The 21,378-nt window shown below is 73.4% G+C and carries 21 protein-coding genes and 1 tRNA gene; 12 read left to right on the forward strand and 10 right to left on the reverse strand.

Translation table 11 applies throughout. The features are described from left to right. The 7 genes from ACWDVG_RS09625 to ACWDVG_RS09655 form a co-directional block, all read right to left on the reverse strand. Positions 1-474, reverse strand: a 474-nt coding sequence (locus ACWDVG_RS09625; protein WP_451697852.1) for an AMP-binding protein, incomplete at its 3' end; no start/stop codon positions are given. 137 nt (positions 475-611) lie between these two features. Further along, on the reverse strand, positions 612-1,169 hold the full coding sequence (locus ACWDVG_RS09630; protein WP_451697853.1) for a SigE family RNA polymerase sigma factor: 558 nt from the start codon (positions 1,167-1,169) through the stop codon (positions 612-614). 328 nt (positions 1,170-1,497) lie between these two features. Then, entirely contained in the window at positions 1,498-1,803 is a 306-nt protein-coding gene (locus ACWDVG_RS09635; RefSeq protein WP_451697855.1) for a hypothetical protein, read from the reverse strand. 241 nt (positions 1,804-2,044) lie between these two features. Then, positions 2,045-2,581, reverse strand: a complete 537-nt coding sequence (locus ACWDVG_RS09640; RefSeq protein ID WP_451697857.1) for an O-acetyl-ADP-ribose deacetylase — start codon at positions 2,579-2,581, stop codon at positions 2,045-2,047. A gap of 156 nt (positions 2,582-2,737) precedes the next feature. Then, positions 2,738-2,953, reverse strand: coding sequence for an antitoxin (locus ACWDVG_RS09645; protein WP_451697859.1), 216 nt, complete (start codon positions 2,951-2,953; stop codon positions 2,738-2,740). A 157-nt stretch (positions 2,954-3,110) separates the two neighbouring features. Next, positions 3,111-3,195, reverse strand: a tRNA-Ser gene (locus ACWDVG_RS09650). A gap of 55 nt (positions 3,196-3,250) precedes the next feature. Continuing rightward, a complete protein-coding gene (locus ACWDVG_RS09655; RefSeq protein WP_451697860.1) occupies positions 3,251-4,684 on the reverse strand; it encodes a S1C family serine protease in 1,434 nt (477 codons plus the stop codon). Between the two features lie 219 nt (positions 4,685-4,903). Between ACWDVG_RS09655 and ACWDVG_RS09660 the strand changes: the two genes are divergently transcribed. From ACWDVG_RS09660 to ACWDVG_RS09670, 3 genes are all read left to right on the forward strand, one after another. Beyond that, positions 4,904-5,722, forward strand: coding sequence for a glycerophosphodiester phosphodiesterase (locus tag ACWDVG_RS09660; protein ID WP_451697862.1), 819 nt, complete (start codon positions 4,904-4,906; stop codon positions 5,720-5,722). Between the two features lie 201 nt (positions 5,723-5,923). Next, positions 5,924-6,445 (forward strand): ATP-binding protein, encoded by a 522-nt coding sequence (locus ACWDVG_RS09665; RefSeq protein WP_451697864.1) that lies wholly within the window; start codon positions 5,924-5,926, stop codon positions 6,443-6,445. 152 nt (positions 6,446-6,597) lie between these two features. Further along, a complete protein-coding gene (locus ACWDVG_RS09670) occupies positions 6,598-7,575 on the forward strand; it encodes a DUF5926 family protein (RefSeq protein ID WP_451697865.1) in 978 nt (325 codons plus the stop codon). A gap of 220 nt (positions 7,576-7,795) precedes the next feature. Here the strand turns inward: ACWDVG_RS09670 and ACWDVG_RS09675 are convergent, their stop codons facing one another. Continuing rightward, the gene (locus ACWDVG_RS09675) at positions 7,796-8,164 is read right to left on the reverse strand and encodes a hypothetical protein (RefSeq protein ID WP_451697866.1); all 369 of its coding nucleotides are present in this window, start codon (positions 8,162-8,164) and stop codon (positions 7,796-7,798) included. Between the two features lie 510 nt (positions 8,165-8,674). Further along, entirely contained in the window at positions 8,675-9,400 is a 726-nt protein-coding gene (locus ACWDVG_RS09680; protein ID WP_451697868.1) for a bifunctional DNA primase/polymerase, read from the reverse strand. 503 nt (positions 9,401-9,903) lie between these two features. On the opposite strand from ACWDVG_RS09680, the gene ACWDVG_RS09685 reads away from it, so the two are divergent. Further along, positions 9,904-11,496, forward strand: a complete 1,593-nt coding sequence (locus tag ACWDVG_RS09685) for a PP2C family protein-serine/threonine phosphatase (protein WP_451697870.1) — start codon at positions 9,904-9,906, stop codon at positions 11,494-11,496. Between the two features lie 249 nt (positions 11,497-11,745). Then, positions 11,746-13,218: an aminopeptidase P family protein gene (locus ACWDVG_RS09690; RefSeq protein ID WP_451697872.1), complete on the forward strand. Its 1,473-nt coding sequence runs from the start codon at positions 11,746-11,748 to the stop codon at positions 13,216-13,218. A 113-nt stretch (positions 13,219-13,331) separates the two neighbouring features. On the opposite strand, the gene ACWDVG_RS09695 is transcribed toward ACWDVG_RS09690, so the two are convergent. Beyond that, on the reverse strand, positions 13,332-13,805 hold the full coding sequence (locus ACWDVG_RS09695; protein ID WP_451697874.1) for an ATP-binding protein: 474 nt from the start codon (positions 13,803-13,805) through the stop codon (positions 13,332-13,334). Positions 13,806-14,078: 273 nt separating this feature from the next. Here ACWDVG_RS09695 and ACWDVG_RS09700 point away from each other — a divergent pair, with 273 nt between their 5' ends. The 7 genes from ACWDVG_RS09700 to pheA all read left to right on the forward strand — a co-directional run bounded on the left by ACWDVG_RS09700 (position 14,079) and on the right by pheA (position 21,371). Next, on the forward strand, positions 14,079-14,885 hold the full coding sequence (locus tag ACWDVG_RS09700) for a hypothetical protein (protein ID WP_451697876.1): 807 nt from the start codon (positions 14,079-14,081) through the stop codon (positions 14,883-14,885). A 117-nt stretch (positions 14,886-15,002) separates the two neighbouring features. Continuing rightward, entirely contained in the window at positions 15,003-15,815 is an 813-nt protein-coding gene (locus ACWDVG_RS09705) for a YcnI family copper-binding membrane protein (RefSeq protein WP_451697878.1), read from the forward strand. A gap of 39 nt (positions 15,816-15,854) precedes the next feature. Further along, a complete protein-coding gene (locus tag ACWDVG_RS09710) occupies positions 15,855-16,610 on the forward strand; it encodes an SCO family protein (protein WP_451697880.1) in 756 nt (251 codons plus the stop codon). Beyond that, positions 16,607-17,074: a copper chaperone PCu(A)C gene (locus ACWDVG_RS09715; RefSeq protein WP_451697882.1), complete on the forward strand. Its 468-nt coding sequence runs from the start codon at positions 16,607-16,609 to the stop codon at positions 17,072-17,074. Before ACWDVG_RS09710 ends, ACWDVG_RS09715 begins: the two co-directional genes overlap by 4 nt. A gap of 24 nt (positions 17,075-17,098) precedes the next feature. Then, on the forward strand, positions 17,099-19,117 hold the full coding sequence (locus tag ACWDVG_RS09720; RefSeq protein ID WP_451697884.1) for a copper resistance CopC/CopD family protein: 2,019 nt from the start codon (positions 17,099-17,101) through the stop codon (positions 19,115-19,117). A 4-nt stretch (positions 19,118-19,121) separates the two neighbouring features. Then, positions 19,122-20,405, forward strand: a complete 1,284-nt coding sequence (gene efeB, locus ACWDVG_RS09725) for an iron uptake transporter deferrochelatase/peroxidase subunit (RefSeq protein ID WP_451697886.1) — start codon at positions 19,122-19,124, stop codon at positions 20,403-20,405. A gap of 30 nt (positions 20,406-20,435) precedes the next feature. Continuing rightward, positions 20,436-21,371 carry a prephenate dehydratase gene (gene pheA, locus ACWDVG_RS09730; protein ID WP_451697888.1) on the forward strand — a complete coding sequence of 312 codons (936 nt, stop codon included), beginning with the start codon at positions 20,436-20,438 and terminating at the stop codon, positions 21,369-21,371. Positions 21,372-21,378 lie beyond the last annotated feature (7 nt).

Consider the following 21,378-nt stretch of genomic DNA (forward strand, 5'->3'; position numbering starts at 1 on the left):
CAAATACCAACACCCCCGCGCCGTCCGGGGGGGAGGGCGCCCGGCCCCGGCGACGACGACGTGCTCCACCGTCGGCAGGTGCGGGAGCAGCGGGGCGAGGAGCGGCAGCAGGGAGCCGTTGACGAGGACGACCCGGTCGGCGGCGTGGTTGACGATCCACACCAGCTGCTCGGGGGGAAGGCGCAGGTTGAGGGTGTGCAGGACGGCGCCCATGGAGGGGATCGCGAAGTACGCCTCGACGTGCTCGGCGTTGTTCCACATGAGGGTCGCGACACGCTGGTCGCCGGTCACGCCGAGTTCGTCGCGCAGGGCGTTGGCCAGCTGGTGCGCGCGGGCTCCCGCCTCCGCGAAGGTGCGGCGCTGCGGCTCGGCCTCCCCCGTCCAGGTGGTGATGGTGGACTTCCCGTGGATCGTCATCCCGTGCTTGAGAATCCGGCTCACGGTCAGCTGTACGTCCTGCATGGTGCTGTACACGGGGCGTCCTCCCGGTGGGCGCTACGTGGCAGTAGGGGTGTGGAGATTCTGCGCACATACCAAGCGGTATGTCACTACCCGGGAGTACGTGAATTGCCGGTGATCGCCGGCGGAGGCACCGGTCCTTCCGCCGCCGGTCAGCGGACGGGCGTCAGCTCGGGGTCCTCGCGCAGCTTCCCGAGCGCCCGGGAGACCGCGCTCTTCACCGTGCCGACCGACACCCCGAGCACCTCGGCCGTCTGCGCCTCACTGAGGTCCTCGTAGTACCTGAGGACGACCATCTGCCGCTGCCGCTCGGGCAGCTTCATCACGGCCCGCCACATCGCGTCGTGCAGCACCTCGCGCTCGGCCGGGTCAGGTACGGGCAGGCCGACGGGCTCCGGCAGCTCCTCGCACGCGAACTCGTCGACCTTGCGCTTGCGCCACTGCGACGTTCGGGTGTTCAGCAGCGCGCGGCGGACGTACCCGTCCAGGGCGCGGTGGTCCTCGATCCGTTCCCAGGCGACGAAGGTCTTGGCGAGGGCGGTCTGGAGCAGGTCCTCGGCGTCGCACGGGTTCGCGGTCAGGGAGCGGGCCGTGCGCAGCAGCACCGGACCGCGCGCCCGGACGTAGGAGGAGAACGACGGGTACGGCGCGGGGCCGGTGGCGGCCGTCGAGGCGGCGGCGCAGACGGGGCCAGAGGGTGGCGGAGTCATGACTCCACGCTAGGAGCGGCCGGCACCGGGCGGATCGGCCCCAGGTCCCGACCCGCGCTCCCCCTCAGGTTGTACGCGCGGCGGCGTCTCCACCTCCTGTGGGTGGAGCCGCCCCCACGCCCGCCCTCAGGGTCGGCCCCGGCCCGGTCGGTCCCGGCCGTCCGCGCCCGGGACCGGCCCGGGCCCCGCACGCCAGGGCCGGCGCGAGGGGTGCGCGGCGGGTCCTGGACGCGCGAAGGCCCGCGCGAGGCACCGAAGTACCGTCGCGCGGGCCGTCGTTCACACCGCGGTCACGCCCCCCGTCGGGCCGGTCGCTCCCGTGGGGGCGTCACCACCACGGGTGGAAGTTGAGGACGTTGTTCGACTGGGCGACGTGGGTGAAGGCGGAGCCGTTCACGCTCGCCGTGTTGTTCTGGTTGGAGGCACCGGTGCCGGTCGCGACCTGCTGGGTGGTGGTCGCGTTGCCGAAGTTGTCCCCGCCCACGCCGCTGCCCGCGATCGAGGCGACGCTCGTGTTCGATCCGTCGTCCGCGAAGCCGCCGTTGTCGGCCTGGGCCACCCCCGCGAAGAGCGTTGCGGCGAGGGGGAGGGCCGCGGCGACGGCGGCGATGCGGGCGGTACGGATGCTTGCCATGTGTGTTCCTCCGGGAACGTCATCTGCTGCTTGTGCTGCACGGAACTGCTGTGAACAAGGGCCGTCTCCCGGGCGGTTGGCCGACCGCCCGGGTCTTCGTGCTCGACGTCGCGCAACCAGAGTTGCCCACCGAATCCCCGTCGAACCACCCCGGAGCGGCTGTTTCCCCCGCAAGCGTGAGGACAAGCAGATAAACCCTCCCAGCCCGAGAAAGACGCAGCTCACGGGCGGGGAGGAACTTTCAGTCGGTCCGCCCCGACGGCGGGGCGGCCGCCAGAGCCGCCTCGAAGGCCGCGTACGCCTCCCCGTCGAAGAGCACGAACCGCACCTCCTCGACCTCGGTCACGGCGGACCGCACGGTCTCCACCGCGATCCGCGCCCCGTCGTCCATCGGCCAGCCGTAGACGCCGGTCGAGATCGCGGGGAAGGCGACCGTACGGTCACCCCACTCGTCCGCCACCCGCAGCGCTTCGCGGTAGCAGGACGCCAGCAGCTCCGAGCGGTCCTCGTCCCGCGACCAGACCGGGCCGACCGTGTGGATCACGTGCCGGGCCGGCAGCCGTCCCGCCGTGGTCGCCACCGCCCGCCCGGTCGGCAGGCCCTTGCCGTAGTGGGAGCGGCGCAGGTCCTGGCAGGCGGCGAGGATCTCGGGGCCGCCCCTGCGGTGGATGGCCCCGTCGACTCCCCCGCCGCCGAGCAGCGAGGAGTTCGCGGCGTTGACCACCGCGTCCACCGCCTCCGCGGTGATGTCCCCCTGCACGAGCAGGATGCGCGCCATCCCGTCACTCCTCCCGTCGCCGTACGATGCCGGGCCGCGGCTCGGGCTCTCGTCGCCGGCCGGCCCGTCCCGGACCTCATGGCCGCAGGGGCGTGGCCCCGAACCCCTTTCGGGTCCGGGGCCACGCGCACGCTCCTCGCGGCGGACGCCGCCGGGTCACTGCTGGGGCGGGCGGTGCGGCTGGGGCGGCGGCGGCTGCTCCGTCGTCCCCCCGCCCATCTGGCGCTTCAGCCTGTCCTGAGCGGTGTCGACGTGCCTGCTGTACTTGCCCTGGGTCTTCTCGTCGACGACGTCACCGGCCTTGTCGACGGCCTGCCCGGCCTTGTCCTCGTGGCCCTTGAGCATGCCCTTGAGCTTGTCCATCATCGACATGTCGTGCCCTCCTTGCGGCGGTTTCCAGCCCTTCCAGCATCCGACCGCCCGCCGCATCCCGCATCCGCTGCCCCACGCGGAAGGGGCGCCCCGTTCCGGGACGCCCCTTCCGACCAGCACGTTCAACGCTTCGCCGGCTCTTCGAAAAAACCGCACGCGGTGGGTGTGGGATTTGAACCCACGGTGACTCGCGCCACGACGGTTTTCAAGACCGTTCCCTTAGGCCGCTCGGGCAACCCACCCTCGCCCCGGACCGCCTGGAACGGAGCGGGCTCCAGCGTACCGGCTGGGGAGGGGTCAGTTGTCTCCGGTGCGTTCGCCGAGGACGACCGTGGCCGTGCGGGTCTTGCCGTCCCGCTCGTACGTGATCGAGACCGAGTCGCCGGGCTTGTGGGTCCAGATCTCGCTGATGAGGGTCGGGCCGCTGTCGATCTGGTGGCCTCCGAAGCCGGTGATCACGTCGCCGGCCTTCAGACCGGCCTTCGCCGCCGGGCCGTTCGGGGTGACGGACGGGGTGCCGCCCGTGCCCTGCGCGGCGATCGTTGCGCCCCCGGTCTGATCCGTCATGTTGACCGTCGCGCCGATCACCGGGTAGACCGGCTTGCCGGTCTTGATCAGCTGCTGCGCGACGTTCTTCGCCTGGTTGACCGGGATCGCGAAGCCGAGCCCGATCGAGCCCGCCTGGGACTGGCCGAAGCCGTTCCCGGTGGACTGGATCGCCGAGTTGATGCCGATCACCGCGCCGCTCGCGTCGAGCAGCGGGCCGCCGGAGTTGCCCGGGTTGATCGAGGCGTCGGTCTGCAGCGCGCTCATGTACGAGTTGCCGCCGCCCGCTCCGTCGCCGGAGGCCACCGGGCGGTTCTTGGCGCTGATGATGCCGGTCGTCACGGTGTTCGACAGGCCGAAGGGCGCGCCGATGGCGATCGTCGAGTCGCCGACGGCCACCTTGTCGGAGTCGCCGAGCGGCAGCGGCTTCAGGCCCTTGGGCGCGCTCTTGAGCTTGAGCACGGCCACGTCGTAGCCCTCGGCGCGGCCGACGACCTCCGCGTCGTACGTCTTGCCGTCGGAGAAGGTCACGGAGAGCGCGCCGCCGTCGGCCGCGGAGGCCACCACGTGGTTGTTGGTGACGATGTGGCCTTCCTGGTCGTAGACGAACCCGGTGCCCGTGCCGCCCTCGCCCTGGGGGCTGCTGGACTCCGCGCTGATGGTGACCACGCTCGGCAGCGCCTTCGCGGCGACCGCCGCGACCGTGCCGGGGTCGCGCTTGAAGGAGGCGGGGGCCTCGCCCGAGGAGACGGTCGTGGACGTGGTGCCGACGTCACCGCGCTCGGCGGCCCAGTAGCCGATCCCTCCGCCGACGCCACCCGCGACGAGCGCGGCGACGAGGACGGCCGCGACCATGCCGCCCGCTCTTCTGCGGGGCGCCGCAGGGGCGGCGGGCGGGTGCGGCTGCCCCCAGGCCGGGACGGTCGGCGGGGGCGGCGGCCAGCCACCCGCGGCGGCCGGGGCGGGCGCGGGAGCGGGGGTCGGGGGCTGGGAAGCGTGGGCCGCGGGCTGGGCGGGGGCCGCGGGCTCGGTCGGCGCCGGGGCCGGGGCCGAGGGCGGTACCGGGGGCGCGGCGGGGGCGGCGGCGGGGGGCGTCGCGGGGGAGGGTGGGGCGGACGGGGCGGACGGGCCGGACGGGACAGTCGGGTCCGCCGGAACCTCCGCGCCCTCGTTCTCGGTGCTCACAGCTCGCTCTCCTCGTTCGCCGCTCGTTGGCGTTCGTTGACGTTCGTTGACGTTCGTTGACTGAAGGGTGGTGACCTGCTCAGGGTGGGTGCGATCAGTTTTTCCCACAGGTCGTCAGACCACCGTAAGGCGGAGCTGTGCATCCCCGCCCCATTCTTTATATAGGGACGGAACAGACACGTCCCCGTGCGGCCGCCCCGCCAATGGGACCATGACGCGGTGACTCACGCACGGCAGCAATCGAACAGCGTCCCCGTCCAGGTCGTCGCCCACCGCGGAGCCTCCGAGGACGTACCGGAACACACCCTGGCCGCCTATGTGAAGGCCATCGAGGACGGCGCCGACGCCCTGGAGTGCGACGTCCGGCTCACCGCCGACGGCCACCTCGTCTGTGTCCACGACCGTCGTGTCGACCGTACCTCCAACGGCCGGGGCGCCGTCTCGGCCTTCGAGCTCGCCGATCTCGCCGCGCTCGACTTCGGGGCCTGGCGGGCGTGGGAGGACTCCGGCGAGGGCCCGGACCGCAAGGAACTCGGCTCCACCTCGGTGCTGACCCTGGAGCGGCTGCTCGAACTGGTCGCGGACGCGGGGCGCCGGGTCGAGCTGGCCATCGAGACGAAGCACCCCACGCGCTGGGCGGGCCAGGTCGAGGAGCGGCTGCTCCACCTCCTGAAGCGGTTCGGGCTCGCGGAACCCGCGTCCCCCGCCGAGTCCCCGGTGCGGATCATGAGCTTCTCGGCGCGCTCCCTGGGCCGGATCGCCGCCGCGTCGCCGACCCTGCCGACCGTCTCGCTGACGCAGTTCGTCACCCCGCGCCTGCGCGACGGTCGCCTCCCTGCGGGGGCGCGCATCGCCGGTCCTTCGATCCGGATCGTCCGGCACCATCCGGCCGTGATCCTGCGCCTCCAGAAGGCCGGACACCAGGTCCACGTCTGGACGGTGGACGAGCCGGAGGACGTCGAGCTGTGCGAGCGCCTGGGTGTCGACGCGATCATCACCAACCGGCCCCGGCAGGTCCTCACCCAGCTGGGCCGCTAGCGGGCCGCCGCCGAGGCCATCGCCCCGCGCGTCCCTCCCGTCACGCTCGTCCCCCTCGTCACCTTGCTTACGGGGTGTGCACCGGCGCGTTCGGGGCGTACGCGATCGTCACGAGTGCCCCATCCCACGCGGAACAGTCGGTTTCCGGTCCAGGTCATCGGGGCATCCACTCGGTGGCGTGGGGCAAAGGAGGTCTCGGGGGTGGCGTTGGTGGTGGCACAGGAGGTGCCCACGTCGTCGAGCATGGCCGTACCCCATGGCCCTGCGGGCGTGGGTGTGGCGCGACACCGTATGCGGGACGAGCTGTACCGCAGTGGGGTGTCCGAATCGGTCGTCGACGACGCGGTCCTGATCCTTTCCGAACTGCTCAGCAACGCCTATCGGCACGGCAGGCCGCTGGGGCGGGCGGAGCGGGGGGACGGCGACGTCCTCGCCGCCTGGCGGTTCGAACCGTCCGGTGGCCTGACCGTCGAGGTGACCGACGGCGGGGGTCCGACCAGACCCGTGCCCTCGACGCCCTCGATCACCGCGCGCGGAGGCCGCGGGCTCAACATCATCAGCGCCCTGTCCCAGGACTGGGGCGTGCGCGACAGCGCGGCGGGCGAGGTCACCGTCTGGGCGCGCGTCACCGGCGGCCACCGGCGCGAGGACTTCGCGTCGCGCGTCGTCGCGGGCGGCAGCTCGGGCTTCGACTTCCTGGACGCCTACGAGGACGTGGACTGAAGCGCGCGGGGGTACGGCTGCGGGGCCGCCGCGCCGGGCCGTGCGTACCCCTCGGCCGTGGACCCGCCACCGGCGGATGAGGGGTCACGGCGGCCGGGGCGACTAGGCTCGCGCCCGACACAGCACCGCCGCGATCGGGAGAAAGCCACACCATGGCCAAGAAGCGCCCCCAGACGAAGGCCGGCAAGACCGGCCAGGCACAGGTCACGAACGGGGAGGTCCCGGTCGTCGGCGCCCGCGAGCCGTGCCCGTGCGGTTCGGGCCGCCGCTACAAGGCGTGTCACGGCCGGGCCGCCTCGCACGCCGTGACCGAACACGTCCAGCGCCCCTTCGAGGGTCTGCCCGGCGAGTGCGACTGGGTCGCGCTGCGCGAGCTGGTGCCGGCCGCCACCGTGCCGCTCACCCTGAAGGGCGGGCTGCCCGACGGCGTGCCGTCCGTGACGCTCGCGACCGTGCTGCCCATGGCCTGGCCCGCGCTGCGCCGCGACGACGGTTCGGTCCTCCTCGGCCTGCAGAACGAGTCGTCCTCCGGCGACCTCGCGCGCGACCTGGCCGACACGCTCCAGCGCGCCCTGGAGACCGAGCCGGGCAACCCCGTGCCCGCGCATCGCGTGTCGGCCGAGGGCCCGCGCCTGCAGGACCTGCTCGACCCGGAGGCCGAGTTCGCGCCCGAGGTCCACTCGGGCTTCGAGTTCTGGATCCCGCAGTCCGCGGACGGCGCGGACCCGGAGGTCGCCGCCTCCCTGGAGCGGGCCAACGCCGCCGCGATCCCGACCGTCAAGCTGACGAGCGTGGACTCCTCGTACTGGTGCGAGACGCCGGACAAGAACCACCTGCGCTGGGTCATGCCGTACCCGGAGGAGAAGCTCCTCGACGCGCTCGCCCGCCTGCAGGCCGCCGGGGCCACCTCGCTCGGGCAGGACACCCGGCTCGTGGGCTCGTTCCGCGCCCACGGCCTGATGGTGCCGGTCTGGGACCTGCCGTCCTCGATGACGGCGGACGACTGCGAGAAGCCCGCCGCGGAGTTCGCCGAGCGGCTGACCGAGGCGCTCGCCGTCGACACCCCGCTGACGGCGGAGGAGCGCCGGGCGCGCGGCGGCCTCACGAACCGTCAGGTGACTCTCAGCTGATACCCCAGGTGGTATCGGTGACTGACAGACCGACCAGTCGGTGACGTGCACCACAACCCGGTCTACGGACGGGTAAATCCCTGTCCGAATAACCGAGATCGAATTTGCGAACAGCAGATCTCTTGTTACCGTTCTGGAAGCCCGGTCGCTGGTGCATCCCCCGTCGCCAGCGACCGGGCCTTTCCATGTCCGCGGCCAGGTCGGACGACCGGTGCGGCGCTCAACTTCCTTGGCTGTCCGCCGTGTTGCTTCCGGAGCGGAGCAGCAGCGGGGTGGCGCCCCCTTCGCCCGCTCCCGCGAATTCCGCCACCGCCGAGTACTCCGCTTCGCCCGTTCCACGGGCGCGCTCCCTGGGCGTGTCACAGCTGCCGGGCTCGTCCTGGACGCCCACGGAACACCGCACCTGCACGGTCCGCCCACCGGGCGCCAGCAGGGTGAGGTACGCGTCGAGCTCCCGTCCCGTGGCGTTCCGGTAGTACGTACGCGCCCAGACGTCGGGGCCCTCGGCCAGGACGCAGGTCTGCGCCTCGATCCCGTCCGGTGAGTCGAGTTCGGGGCCGCACCGCGTGATCCGCTCCGCCCGTTCCACCCGTTCCGTCGCCGTGCGCCGGGTCCCGGATGACGGGGAGGGCGGGGACGGGGAGGGGGGAGCGGGAGGGGCGGTCGAGGGGGCCGAGGAGGGGGTACGGGGCCCGGGGTCGTCGAGGCCCGGACCGCCCAGCAGGCCCCGCTCCGGCCCACCCGACCCACCCGAATCGGCCAAAGCGCCGACCGGGCTCCCCGGCCTCGCCGAATGCGCCGGGCCGGAGGGGTCCGCCGGCCCGGAGGGGCCCGCCGGACCCGCGACCGCGACGAGCGGGATCAGGACCGCGGCCGCGACGGCGGCGCCGAGTCCGATCACACGGGGGTTCACCGGACGCATGCGGCCCACCTGCTCCTGGTTTCGTACGGCGCTGGAGATCTCGGACGGTGCGCCGAAGATAGCCGCGGCCGACGGGCGTCCGGCCGGCCGCGCGCCCGTTTCCCGGAGAAGTCGGCCCCGCACGCACCCGTTCGGATGAACGCCCGCCGCCCCGCCCCCCGCGCCCGGGCCGGCCCCCTAGTACGCGAGTCGGCTGCCGCCGCCCGGGGTGCTCGTGCTCGCCTCGACCAGCGCGTCGACGACCGCCTCGACGTCGGGCAGCCACGGCCGCGCCGAGCCCGTGAGCGGGGCCCGTTCCCAGCGCACCTGGCCGGTGCCGGCGACCGAGGGCGGCAGCAGCAGATAGCCGCCCTCGCCGTGGAACCGCAGCGAGCTGGGCACGCTGTCCTTCGCGTACAGCAGCTCGCCGAGCCGTTCGAGGCCGTACGGGGCGACGAGGATCGACCACCGGGTCGGTGTCGCCACCACGGGGCCGAGCCGGATGCCCATCGCGTCGAGCGCGGTCAGCGCCCGCGCGCCGGCCACGGCGGGCAGGCTCACGGCGCAGGGCGCGCGGTCCCCGGTCGCGAGGACCACCGGCGCGTCCGGGCGCCGGGTCCACCACCAGCGGATCATGCGCTCGTCGGTGGTGGCCGCGAGCAATCCGGGGTCGTAGGGGTGGGCGCCCGGCACCACGCATGCGGGGTCGGGGCAGGCGCAGACCGGGCCCGCGGCCGGGCGGGACCCCGTGCGGGTCGCCGCGCCGGCCGCCGTGCGGGGCGCCGCGCCCAGCCCGACGCTGGGCAGGACGGGCCAGCCCCACTCGACAGCGAAGGTGACCGCCGCGTCGAGCCGGGCCGTCCTCGTCCTGCGCCGGAACCGGAGCCCGCGTCGCCTGCCGAGGATTCCGAGGATCTCGCGCATGAGCGCTCGTTCCTTTCCGTTGAACGCCGAATCCACATCACACCACGTGCGGATCACTTCACCGTGCGTATCAGCGCGTACAAGATCAACGGTGCTTTTGGCCCGCCGTCGCAGCGGGGCCGGTATCAGAGTGGAGCCAGGTCGAAGCCGGTTCGGAACACGTTCCCCGCCACGCGGGGACGGGCTGCGGCCTGCGGCGGAAAAGGTCACCGGGGTTCCGCGTCACGCTCCGGGGCACGTCCAACTGCCCCTGCCTGTCACCGATTACGTACCCAACACGTTCGGAATGACGCGCTTTCAAACGACGCCAGTCGACCGCAAAAGGTGCACTCCGGGGGCAATTTTCGGCCAACTTACCGCCCACTTCAACCCTTCTGCACAAGCCCGCGGAAACGCGCCGGACACCACAAGTCCCATGGGGACAATGCTGGACATCGCCTCTCGGGTGCGTGTACATGTGGAGACATCGAGCGGCGCTAAATCACATGGGGGTTTGCGATGCTATGGCGTCAAACGCACCGGTCGGAAAGCCGACCGGGATGAGCGCCCCACACATGCCGAAAGTGGCCGGAATCGATTCCACGGTTCCCGCTTCCCCGCACACTACGGCGCCCCTCCCCGGCGTTCCCGCGGCGGCGACACCCGCCGACGCCCCCACCGCGCCCGGCGCACTGATCCAGGACCGGCTGGCCGGCTGGGTCTCCGACCTCACCACGCTCCACGAACTCACCGAGCGCCTGATCAGGACCTCCTCCCTCGACGAGGCCCTCCGGGAGACCCTCACCGCGGGCGCCGCACTCGTCGGGGCACGCCGCGGGATGGCCGTCCTGGAGCCCGCCGACGGCCTCGGCCCCACCAGCACCATCGGGCTCGGCCTCGCCCACGCCGACCTCGGCACGATCGAGACCGTCCCGCGGAGCGTCACCAGTTACGGGCGCCTCCTCGACGGCCTCCCCGGCGGACTCACCCCTGGCCTTTCCAGTGACCTTTCCGGTGGCGTTTCCCGCGACCTTCCCGACGACCGCCCCGACGACGTCCGCCGCTCGGGGCCCGGTTCCGGTCCTGGTCCCGGGCCGGGCACCGCCCCGGGAGGCCCCGGCCCCGGCCCCGCACGCGTACCCGACCCGATCGCCATCCGGGACGTCCGCACGGAGGAGGGCCTCGACCCGCGCCACCGCGAGGTCGCCGCGCGGCTCGGCTACGCCGCCAGCTACGCCCTCCCCCTCGCCACCGAGGAGGCGGGCCGCATCGGCGCCACCGTCTGGCTCTACGACGAGCCGGCCGAGCCGAACGAGCGCCAGCGGCACCTCATCGGCCTCTACGGCCGCTTCGCCACCGAGCACCTCGCCCGCCTCCTCCAGGTCGAGCGCGCCCGCGTCCAGGTCACCACCGTCGCCGAGGAGCTGCTGCCCAGCCGCCTCCCGCGCGTCCCCGGCGTCCAGCTCGCCGCCCGCCACCGCACCGGACCGCGGGGCGGCGGCGACTGGTACGACGCGCTGCCGCTGCCCGAGGGGGCCCTCGGCCTCGCGGTCGGCTCCGTCACCGGCTCCGGGCCCGGCGCGCTGGCCGCCATGGGGCGGCTGCGCGCCTCGCTGCGGGCGTACGCGGTGATGGAGGGCGAGGACCCGGTCGCCGTCCTCTCCGACCTGGAGCTGCTGCTGCGGGTCACCGAGCCCGCCCGCTCCGCGACCGCGCTCTTCGCGTACGTCGAGCCGGACCGGCGCAGGCTGGTCCTGGCCGGGGCCGGGCACGCGCCGCCGCTGGTCGTCGGCGAGCGCAGGACCGAGTTCGTGGAGACCACGCTCTCCGCCCCGCTCGGGATGCTCTCCTGCTGGGAGGCGCCCAGCGTGGAGCTCGCCCCCGCACCGGGAGAAACGGTGCTGCTGTACACGGACGGGCTGCTGCGCCGCACCGGCGACGCGACCGACCGCGCCTTCGCCCGGCTGCACGCCGCGGCCGCCGGCGTACCGAAGGCGGACCGGGCGGACCCGGGCGCCGTCGCCGACCACGTGCTGCGGACGCTGCTGCCCGAGGGCCTCGACGCGGGGCCGGACGACGGTGAGGACGTGGTGCTGCTCGCGGCCCGCTTCGAGTGAGCGGGGCGCCTTCACCGCCGAGCCGTTCGGCGCCGGGGCCGCCCTCACCGCCGAAGGGCCGCTTCGTCCCCGGCACCGGGCCGCGGCCCCCGATGCCGGAATCCAAGGCTCCGTTTTCGTGAGACGCGCCACGCCCCGGGCGCCCGGACCCCGGTAACCCGCCGGTAATGGGCCTTCTCGGCCTGGGCCCCCTTCCGTACGACCGTACGATGGTGGGGGTTCAGTGTCGTACCAAGAGGAGGCAGACCCGTGGCCGAGGAGCTCACCCCGGAGACCCCGGAAGAGACCGAAGAGACCACCGAAGAGCAGCCGATCAAGCAGCGCAAGAACGGTCTGTACCCCGGCGTCTCCGACGAGCTCGCCGAGAGCATGAAGTCGGGCTGGGCCGACACCGAGCTGCACGACCTCGCGCCCATCGCGCAGGCCGACCGGACCGCCGCCCGCCGCGCCGCGCTCTCCGCCCGCTTCCCGGGCGAGCGCCTGGTCGTCCCCGCCGGCAACCTCAAGACCCGGTCGAACGACACCGAGTACGCCTTCCGCGCCTCCACCGAGTACGCGTACCTCACCGGCGACCAGACGCAGGACGGCGTCCTCGTCCTGGAGCCCACGGCCGACGGGCACGACGCCACGATCTACCTGCTGCCCCGCTCCGACCGCGAGAACGGCGAGTTCTGGCTCGACGGCCAGGGCGAGCTGTGGGTCGGCCGCCGCCACTCCCTCACCGAGGCCGAGCAGCTCCTCGGCATCCCTGCCAAGGACGTGCGCGAGCTCGCCGCCGCGCTCAAGGAGGCCACCGGCCCGGTCCGCGTCGTCCGCGGCCACGACCGCGGCATCGAGGCCGCGCTGACCGACAAGGTCACCGCCGAGCGCGACGAGGAACTGCGTGTCTTCCTCTCCGAGGCCCGCCTGATCAAGGACCACTTCGAGGTCGCCGAGCTGGAGAAGGCCTGCGCCGCCACCGCGCGGGGCTTCGAGGACGTCGTCAAGGTCCTCGACAAGGCCGAGGCCACCAGCGAGCGCTACATCGAGGGCACCTTCTTCCTGCGCGCCCGCGTCGAGGGCAACGACGTCGGCTACGGCACCATCGCCGCCGCCGGCCCGCACGCCTGCACCCTCCACTGGGTCCGCAACGACGGTGCCGTCCGCTCCGGCGACCTGCTCCTCCTCGACGCCGGCGTCGAGACCACCGAGCTCTACACCGCCGACGTCACCCGCACCCTGCCGATCAACGGCCGGTACACCGACATCCAGCGCAAGATCTACGACGCCGTGTACGAGGCGCAGGAGGCCGGCATCGCCGCGGTGAAGCCCGGCGCCGCCTACCGCGACTTCCACGACGCCGCCCAGCGCGTCCTCGCCGAGAAGCTGGTCGAGTGGGGCCTCGTCGAGGGCCCGGTCGAGCGCGTCCTCGAGCTGGGGCTCCAGCGCCGCTGGACCCTGCACGGCACCGGCCACATGCTCGGCATGGACGTCCACGACTGCGCCGCCGCGCGCACCGAGGCGTACGTCGACACCACGCTCGCGCCGGGCATGTGCCTGACCGTCGAGCCCGGCCTCTACTTCCAGGCCGACGACCTGACCGTGCCGGAGGAGTACCGGGGCATCGGCGTCCGGATCGAGGACGACATCCTCGTCACGGAGGACGGCAACCGGAACCTCTCCGACCAGCTGCCGCGCCGGTCCGACGAGGTCGAGGCGTGGATGGCCGGCCTGAAGGGCTGACCTCCGCTCCTGTCACCGCGTACGTACGAGGGGCCCCGCCGGGTGACCGGTGGGGCCCCTCGGCATGCGGGCCCGGGCTCCCGTCGGCATGCGGGCCCGGGCTCCCGGCTCGCTCAGGCCAGCAGCAGCGAGGGGCTGTCCTTCCACTTCAGGAGCTTGTCGAAGCTGACGACGGCGCCGCCGCGGACCGATCGGTTGCCGAACTGCACGTGGTCGGCGAGCTCCTCGATGAGGCGCAGCCCGCGCCCGCTCTCGGCGGTGCTCACCACGGTCACGGCGGGGGGCGCGCTCGCCCGGGCGGCGGGGGCGGCGAACCCCGGGCCCGAGTCGGCGACCTCGATGCGACAGGTCTCGCCGTCCAGATAGGCCGTCACGCGGTAGGCCTCCGAGGCCGCGGCCCGGCCGTCCGCGCCCGGCCGCCCGCCGTGCTCGACGGCGTTCGCACAGGCCTCGGTCAGCGCGACCGACAGTTCGAACGACACGTCGGGATCGACACCCGCCGTCTCCATCGTGCCCAGGAACAGCCGTCGGGCGAGGGGCACGCTCGCGGCCTCGCGCCGCAGATGGAGTGACCACCAGATGCTCATGCTCCAGCCTCCCGGCAGCGGCTCGACATACCGATACGTATTGCCGGGGGACGCGCTCCGTAAGCGCGGGAACCGGTCAAGAGCGCTCGTTCGGCGGATGCGACCTTCGAGGGGCGCGGTGTATGCGCAGGTGTACGCGGGGGAGTGCGCGCGGGGGCACACGCGGGGGCGTGCGCAGTGGATCTCGGTTCGAAGAGGAGCAAGCCCGCCGAGAAGCGACCTTCCGGACCTGCCGCTCGGGGGTGGGGCGCGTGGTGCGATGATGGGCCCGCCATGTCTGCCCCCGCGCTCGCTCCACGGCTGCTGAGGGCCGCGGTGTTCGCCGCGGTCTGCGTCGTGCTGTCCGGGCTCGGACACGCGCTCGCCGCCTGTGCGGGCATCGCCCTGTGGACCCTCGCCGCCGGTTTCCTCGGCGTCTTCGGGACCGTCCTCCTCTTCACCGACCGCGACCGCTCCCTCGGTTTCGTCGTGGGCGCCCTCGCGGGCGGACAGCTCGGCCTGCACGTCCTCTTCGGCTTCGGCCAGCGGCACCTCGCCCTGGGCGAGCAGGCCGACGAGGCGCTCGTACGGTTCGCCGCCCGGCTCGTCTGCGGGGCGGGCGGCGCGGCCCTCAGCCCGGCCGACGCCGCCAGGATCGTCACGGACGCCGGACTCGACCCGGCCGACGCGGTCGCCGCGTCCCACGCGGGGCACTCGGCGGTCGCGGCCGGGACGGGCGGCGCCGCGGGCGCCCCGGTCGGAGAGCTGCTGCCGAGCCTGCCCATGATCCTGGGTCACCTGCTCGCGGCCCTCGTCACCGGCTGGCTGCTGCGGCGCGGCGACCGCGCCCTGGTCCGTCTCGTCCGGCTCTCCGAGCAGGGCGCGGCGGAGCTGGCCGAGTGCGCCACCGTCCGGTCGTTGCGGGGCGCGCTCCGTCTCGTACGGGCGTTGCTCGCCGGACTGGCGACGGCGCCGGGCACGGGGCCGGGCACCCGCGCGCGTACGGCCTTCGACTCCTCGCCGCCTCCGGTGGCCGAGGCCCTCCAGCACGTGGTGATCCGGCGCGGTCCGCCCGCCGCCGACTGCGTCCTCGCAGCCTGACGCGGTCCGCTCACCGGGAGCGGGGCCGCGCCCGTGCGCGTGCCCGGCCGGACTCCGTCCGGCGGTGCGGCGCGCCGGACCCCCTCGTCACCTCTCCGAGCTGGAGTGTCTTCTGCCATGACCGTTTCCCGTATCGCCACTTCCCGTGCCGCCGCCTCCCGTGTCGCCACGCGCGTCGCCCTCGCCGCGGGGGTCGCCGCCTCCTCGGTGGTCCTCCTCTCCGGTCCGGCGTTCGCGCACGTCAGCGTGCAGCCGCAGGGCGAGGCCGCCAAGGGCGGCTACGCGACCGTCAACGTCAAGGTCCCGAACGAGCGCGACAGCGCCTCCACCGTGAAGGTCGAGGTCAACTTCCCGCTCGACCACCCGCTGGCCTCCGTCATGCCGCAGCCCGTGCCCGGCTGGAAGGCCGAGGTGACGAAGACCAAGCTCGACAAGCCGCTGAAGCTGCACGGCAAGGAGATCAACGAGGCCGTCTCCAAGGTGACCTGGACCGCCGACGGCTCGAAGATCGGTCCCGGTCAGTTCCAGCAGTTCCCGCTCTCGCTCGGCCAGCTGCCCGAGGACGCCGACCAGCTCGTCCTCAAGGCGATCCAGACGTACGACAACAAGGAGGTCGTGCGCTGGATCGAGGAGCAGAAGGAGGGCGCGGAGGAGCCGCAGAACCCGGCCCCCGTCCTCAAGCTCTCCGCCGCGTCCGACGACCACCACGGTGGCGGCTCCGCCACCGCCGCGCCGACCGCCACCGCCACCACGGAGGCGGAGGACGGGCACGACGACGCCACGGGCGGCCACGGCGAGACGGCGTCCGCCGACGCCTCGTCCGCCTCCTCCACCGACACCACGGCCCGGGTCCTCGGCGTCGTCGGCATCGTCGTCGGCGTCGCCGGTGTCGCCTTCGGCGTGCTCGCCGGCCGTCGCCGCTCGGCCTGACGGCCCCACCCCCTCCCGAAGAACTCGGAAAGAACCACCATGTCCGAAATGAAGACGTCCCCTTCGTCGGCCGACGGCAACGGAACCGGCAACCGAACCGGTAACGGAACCGGCCGGCCCGGCCGACGCACCCCGCTGATCGTCGCGGCCGTCGCGATCGTCGCCGCCGTCGGCATCACGGCGGCCGTCGGCCTCGGCGGCGAGGACGGCACGAAGCCGTCCTCCGGCGCCGTCGCCGAGGTCTCCGGCGGCACCGACCCGACCAAGGCGGCCACGGTCCTCGACCGGCCGTTCACCAAGCCCGACCTCGTCCTCACCGACACCAAGGGCGAGGCGTACGACCTCCGCGAGCGCACCAAGGGCAAGCCGACGCTGATCTACTTCGGCTACACGCACTGCCCCGACGTGTGCCCGCTGACGATGAGCAACATCGCCGTCGCCAAGAAGCAGCTCCCCAAGGCCGACCAGGACAAGCTCCAGGTCGTCTTCGTCACCACCGACCCCGAGCGGGACACCTCCGCCGAGCTGGCCAAGTGGCTGCCCGCCGCGGGCGACCCCTCCTTCACCGGTCTCACCGGCGACTTCGCGACGATCCAGGCCGGCGCCCGCCAGCTCGGCATCGGCATCGACCCGCCGAAGAAGGAGAAGGGCGGCAAGGTCGTCTCCATGCACGGGGCCCAGGTGATCGCGTTCTCCCCCACCACCGACCAGGGCTACGTCCTGTACGGCGAGGGCGCGACCGTCGACGACTACGCCAAGGACCTGCCGAAGCTCATCAAGGGGGAGAACCCGTGACCCGCCGCACCACCACCCTGGCCGCCGCGGTGGCCCTCGCCACCGCGCTCACGCTGACCGGCTGCTCCTCGGACGGCGGGGACGGCGACGGCGACGGGCCGGCGCTGAAGGTCAGCGGCGCGTTCATGCCGCAGCCCGTGAGGGACATGGCGGGCGGGTTCCTCACCATCACGAACAACAGCGACACGGCGGACAAGCTCACCTCCGTCACCAGCCCGCTCTCGGACGACGTGCAGATCCACGAGACCAAGAACCAGAAGATGCGGCAGGTGACGTCCTTCGACATCCCCGCCCACGGCGAGCTGAACCTCGAACGCGGCGGCAGCCACATCATGTTCATGGACATCAAGCAGAAGCCGAAGCAGGGCGACAAGGTCCGCATCGCGCTGCACTTCGAGAAGTCCGACCCCATCGAGGTCGAGCTCCCCGTCGAAGCCGCCACCCACAACCCTCGGCAGCACTGAGTCCGTTGACGGAGTGACCCAGAGATGACAACCACCGCCCCGCGCCTCGGTGCCGCACTCGCCCGGCTGCTGCTCGTCGCGGCCGCGCTCCTCGGCACGCTCCTCGCCGGCGCCGTCCCCGCCTCCGCGCACGCGGCGCTCACCGGGAGCGACCCCAAGGACGGGGCGGTGGTCGCCACCGCCCCCAAGGAGGTCAACCTCACCTTCTCCGAGCAGGTCGCCATGAGCGCCGACTCCATCCGGGTCCTCGACCCGGCGGGGCGCCGCGTCGACACCGGCGAGATCCGCGACCTGTGCAGCGGCGCGATCGTCCGGTACGGCGTGGGCCTGCGCGCCGGACTGCCCGACGGCACCTACACCGTGGCCTGGCAGACCGTCTCCGCCGACAGCCACCCCATCGCCGGGGCCTTCACCTTCTCCGTCGGCGCGCCCTCGCAGACCGCCGTCGCCCTGCCGGAGCAGTCGGCCGGCGGGGGGACCGTCGGCGTCCTCTACGGCATCGCGCGCTACGTCTCGTACGCCGCCTTCGCCGTCCTCGCCGGCGGCTGCGCCTTCGTCCTGGTCTGCTGGCCGCGCGGCGCCCGGGTCCGGGCGGTGCAGCAGACCGTATCCCGCGCCTGGCTGACGCTCACCTGCGCCACCCTGGCCCTGCTGCTGCTGCGCAACCCGTACACCGGTTCCGGCCGACTCGCCGACGTCTTCGACCTGGCCGGTCTCAAGGCCGTCCTGGAGACGAAGACGGGCGCCGCGCTCACCTCCCGTCTGCTGCTCCTCGGCGCGGCCGCGCTGTTCGTGGCCGTCCTCTTCGGCGCGTACGCCCGCCGGACCGACCCGAAGGAGAAGAAGGACCTCGCCTTCGGTCTGGGCCTGGGCGGCACCGTCGTCGCCGCCGGCATCGCCGGCACCTGGGCGCTGGCCGAGCACGCCTCCACCGGTCTCCAGCCCGGCATCGCGATGCCGGTCGACATCCTGCACCTCCTCGCCGTCGCCGCCTGGCTCGGCGGACTGACCGTCCTGCTCGTCTCGCTGTACCGTGCCCCGGCCCCGTCCGTGGACCGCGCGGCCGTCGAACGGTTCTCGAAGCTGGCGTTCGGCTCCGTCGCCGTCCTCGTCGCCACCGGGCTCTACCAGGCCTGGCGCCAGGTCGGCTCCTGGTCCGCCCTCACCGGCACCCGGTACGGCCAGCTCCTCCTGGTCAAGGTGGGCCTCATGGCCGTCCTGGTGGGCATCGCCTGGATCTCCCGCCGCTGGACCCAGCGCCTGACCGCGTCGGCCCCGACCGAGGCCGAGCCCGAGCCCGACGCCGGCCCCGACGCCGAGGTCGAGCCCACGGATGGTCCCGAGGCCGGGCTCACAGGCGAACCCGAGGCTGAGCGCGAGCCCGAGCCCACCGAGGAGGGCGAGCCCGAGCCCGAGCCCCACGCGGAGGGCGGCACCCCCGAGGTGGACGCCCCCGAGGTGGACGCCCGGCGGGCGGCCCAGCTCGCCCGGCAGCGGGCCGCCGTCGCCACCGCCCGCCGCAAGCGGGAGCGGGACGCCGATCCCGAACGGACGGGACTGCGCCGCTCGGTGCTGACCGAGGCCGCCGTCGCCGTCGTCCTCCTCGCCGTGACCACCGTCCTCACCTCCACCGAGCCCGGCCGCACCGTGGAGGAGGCCGGTCGGACCGGCACCGCCGCGGGACCCGCCGCCGTGCCCGACCGGCCCGTCGACATCCGGCTGCCCTTCGACACCGGCGGCGTCGACGGCAAGGGCGTCGTACGGCTCAGCCTCGACCCAGGCCGCACCGGCGCCAACGCGCTCCACCTCTACGTCGAGCGGCCCAACGGCAAGCCCCTCGACGTCCCGGAGATCAAGGTCGCCCTGACCCTGGAGGCCAAGGACATCGGCCCGCTGCCCGTCTCCCCCGACCGGATCCAGACCGGACACTGGAGCGCGAGCGGCGTCCAGATCCCGATGCCGGGCGAGTGGAAGATCCAGGTGACCGTGCGGACCTCCGACATCGACCAGACCACCATCGACAAGAACGTGAAGATCGGCTGACCTCGTGACCGAGACCGAGAGCGACACCCCCGAGATCTCCCGCCGCCGTCTGCTCGGCACCGTCGGCGCTGCCGGTGCGGCCGGCCTGGTCGTCGGCGCGGCCGGCGGCGCCGGGATCTCCGCGGCACTGTCGGGCGACGACGCCGGGAACGGCTCGGGCACCGGCGGCTCCCCGACCCTGACCAGCGTCGGTGCGACCCGGGTGATGTTTCACGGGAAACATCAGGCGGGCATCACCACCCCCTCCCAGTCACGCGGCCATCTGATCGCCTTCGACCTCGCCCCCGGCGCGGGACGCAAGGAGGCCGCCGCCCTGCTGCGCCGCTGGTCCGCCACGGCGAAGGCGCTCATGGCGGGTGAGGCCCCGGTGGACGACACCGGTGTCGCACTCGACGCGGGTCCCTCCTCTCTCACGGTGACCTTCGGCTTCGGCCGTACCTTCTTCGACCGCACCGGCCTCGTCTCCCGGCGGCCCGAGCGGCTCGAACCGCTGCCTCCCTTCTCCTCCGACGCGCTCGACCCGCGCCGCTCGGACGGCGACCTCTGGGTGCAGATCGGCGCCGACGACGCCCTCGTCGCCTTCCACGCGCTGCGGGCGGTGCAGAAGGACGCCGGGGACGCCGCCCGGGTCCGCTGGCAGATGAACGGCTTCAACCGCTCGGCCGGGGCGACGGCGAAGCCGATGACCGCGCGCAATCTGATGGGGCAGATCGACGGCACGGGCAACCCGAAGCCCACCGATCCCGACTTCGACCGCCGGATCTTCGTCCCCGCCGGAGGCCCCGGCGGGGACGGCCAGGAGTGGATGGCCGGCGGCTCCTACGCGGTGGTGCGCCGCATCCGCATGCTGCTCGACAACTGGGAGAAGCTCTCCCTGGACACGCAGGAGAAGGTCATCGGGCGACGGAAGTCCGACGGGGCCCCGCTGACCGGCGGGACGGAGACGACCGAGCTCGACCTGAACAAGCTCGGCCCGGACGGTGAGCTCGTCATCCCCGACAACGCCCACGCCCGGATCTCCGCCCCCGAACAGAACGGCGGGGCGGCGATGCTCCGCAGGCCCTTCTCCTTCCACGACGGGATCGGCCAGGACGGCACCCCGGACGCCGGTCTCCTCTTCGTCTGCTGGCAGGCCGACCCGCTCAGGGGCTTCGTGCCGGTGCAGCGCAAGCTCGACCGGGGCGACGCTCTCTCCGCGTTCATCCGGCACGAGGCGAGCGGTCTCTTCGCCGTACCCGGCGGCCCCGCCGAGGGCGAGTACGTGGGACAGCGGCTGCTGGAGGGGTGAGCGGGGGGCCGGGCCCATTAGGGTGACGGTATGTCCGCCACCCGGTATACGTATCTCGGTCCCGAAGGCACCTTCACGGAGGCCGCGCTGCGGACGCTGCCCGAGGCGGCGACGCGCGAGCTCGTCCCGATGGTCTCCGTCCCGGCCGCGCTCGACGCCGTCCGGAACGGGGAGGCCGCCGCCGCGCTCGTACCGATCGAGAACTCGGTCGAGGGCGGCGTGACCGCGACCCTGGACGAGCTGGCCTCCGGCGAGCCGCTGATGATCTACCGCGAGGTGCTGCTGCCGATCGCCTTCGCGCTGCTCGTCCGGCCCGGGACCAAGCTGTCGGACATCAAGACGGTCACCGGTCACCCGGTGGCCCAGCCGCAGGTGCGGAACTGGCTGCGGGCCCACCTCCCCGACGCGCTGTGGGAGTCCGCCGCCTCCAACGCGGACGGCGCCCGGCTGGTCCAGGAGGGCCGCTTCGACGCTGCCTTCGCGGGCGAGTTCGCTGCGGCGACGTACGGCCTGGAAGCGCTGGTCACCGAGATCCACGACGCGGAGAACGCCGAGACGCGTTTCGTGCTCGTGGGCCGTCCGGCCCGGCCGGCGGCGCCGACGGGAGCGGACAAGACCTCGGTGGTGCTGTGGCTGGGTGACGATCATCCGGGTGCCCTCCTCGAACTGCTCCAGGAATTCGCGGTGCGCGGGGTGAACCTGATGCTGATCCAGTCCCGGCCCACGGGCGCGGGGATCGGCAACTACTGCTTCGCGGTCGACGCGGAGGGCCATATCTCGGACCGCCGGGTGGGCGAGGCGCTGATGGGGCTGAAGCGGATCTGCCCCAAGGTGCGGTTCCTCGGGTCGTACCCGAGGGCGGGCGTCGCGGCGAAGGACGTGCGGCCGCTGCGGCGCGGGACGTCGGACGAGGAGTTCACGGCGGCCTCCGATTGGCTGGCGAGGGCCCAGGACGGTCGGGCCTGACGCCATA

The organism is Streptomyces sp. NPDC003327, from assembly GCF_053589515.1.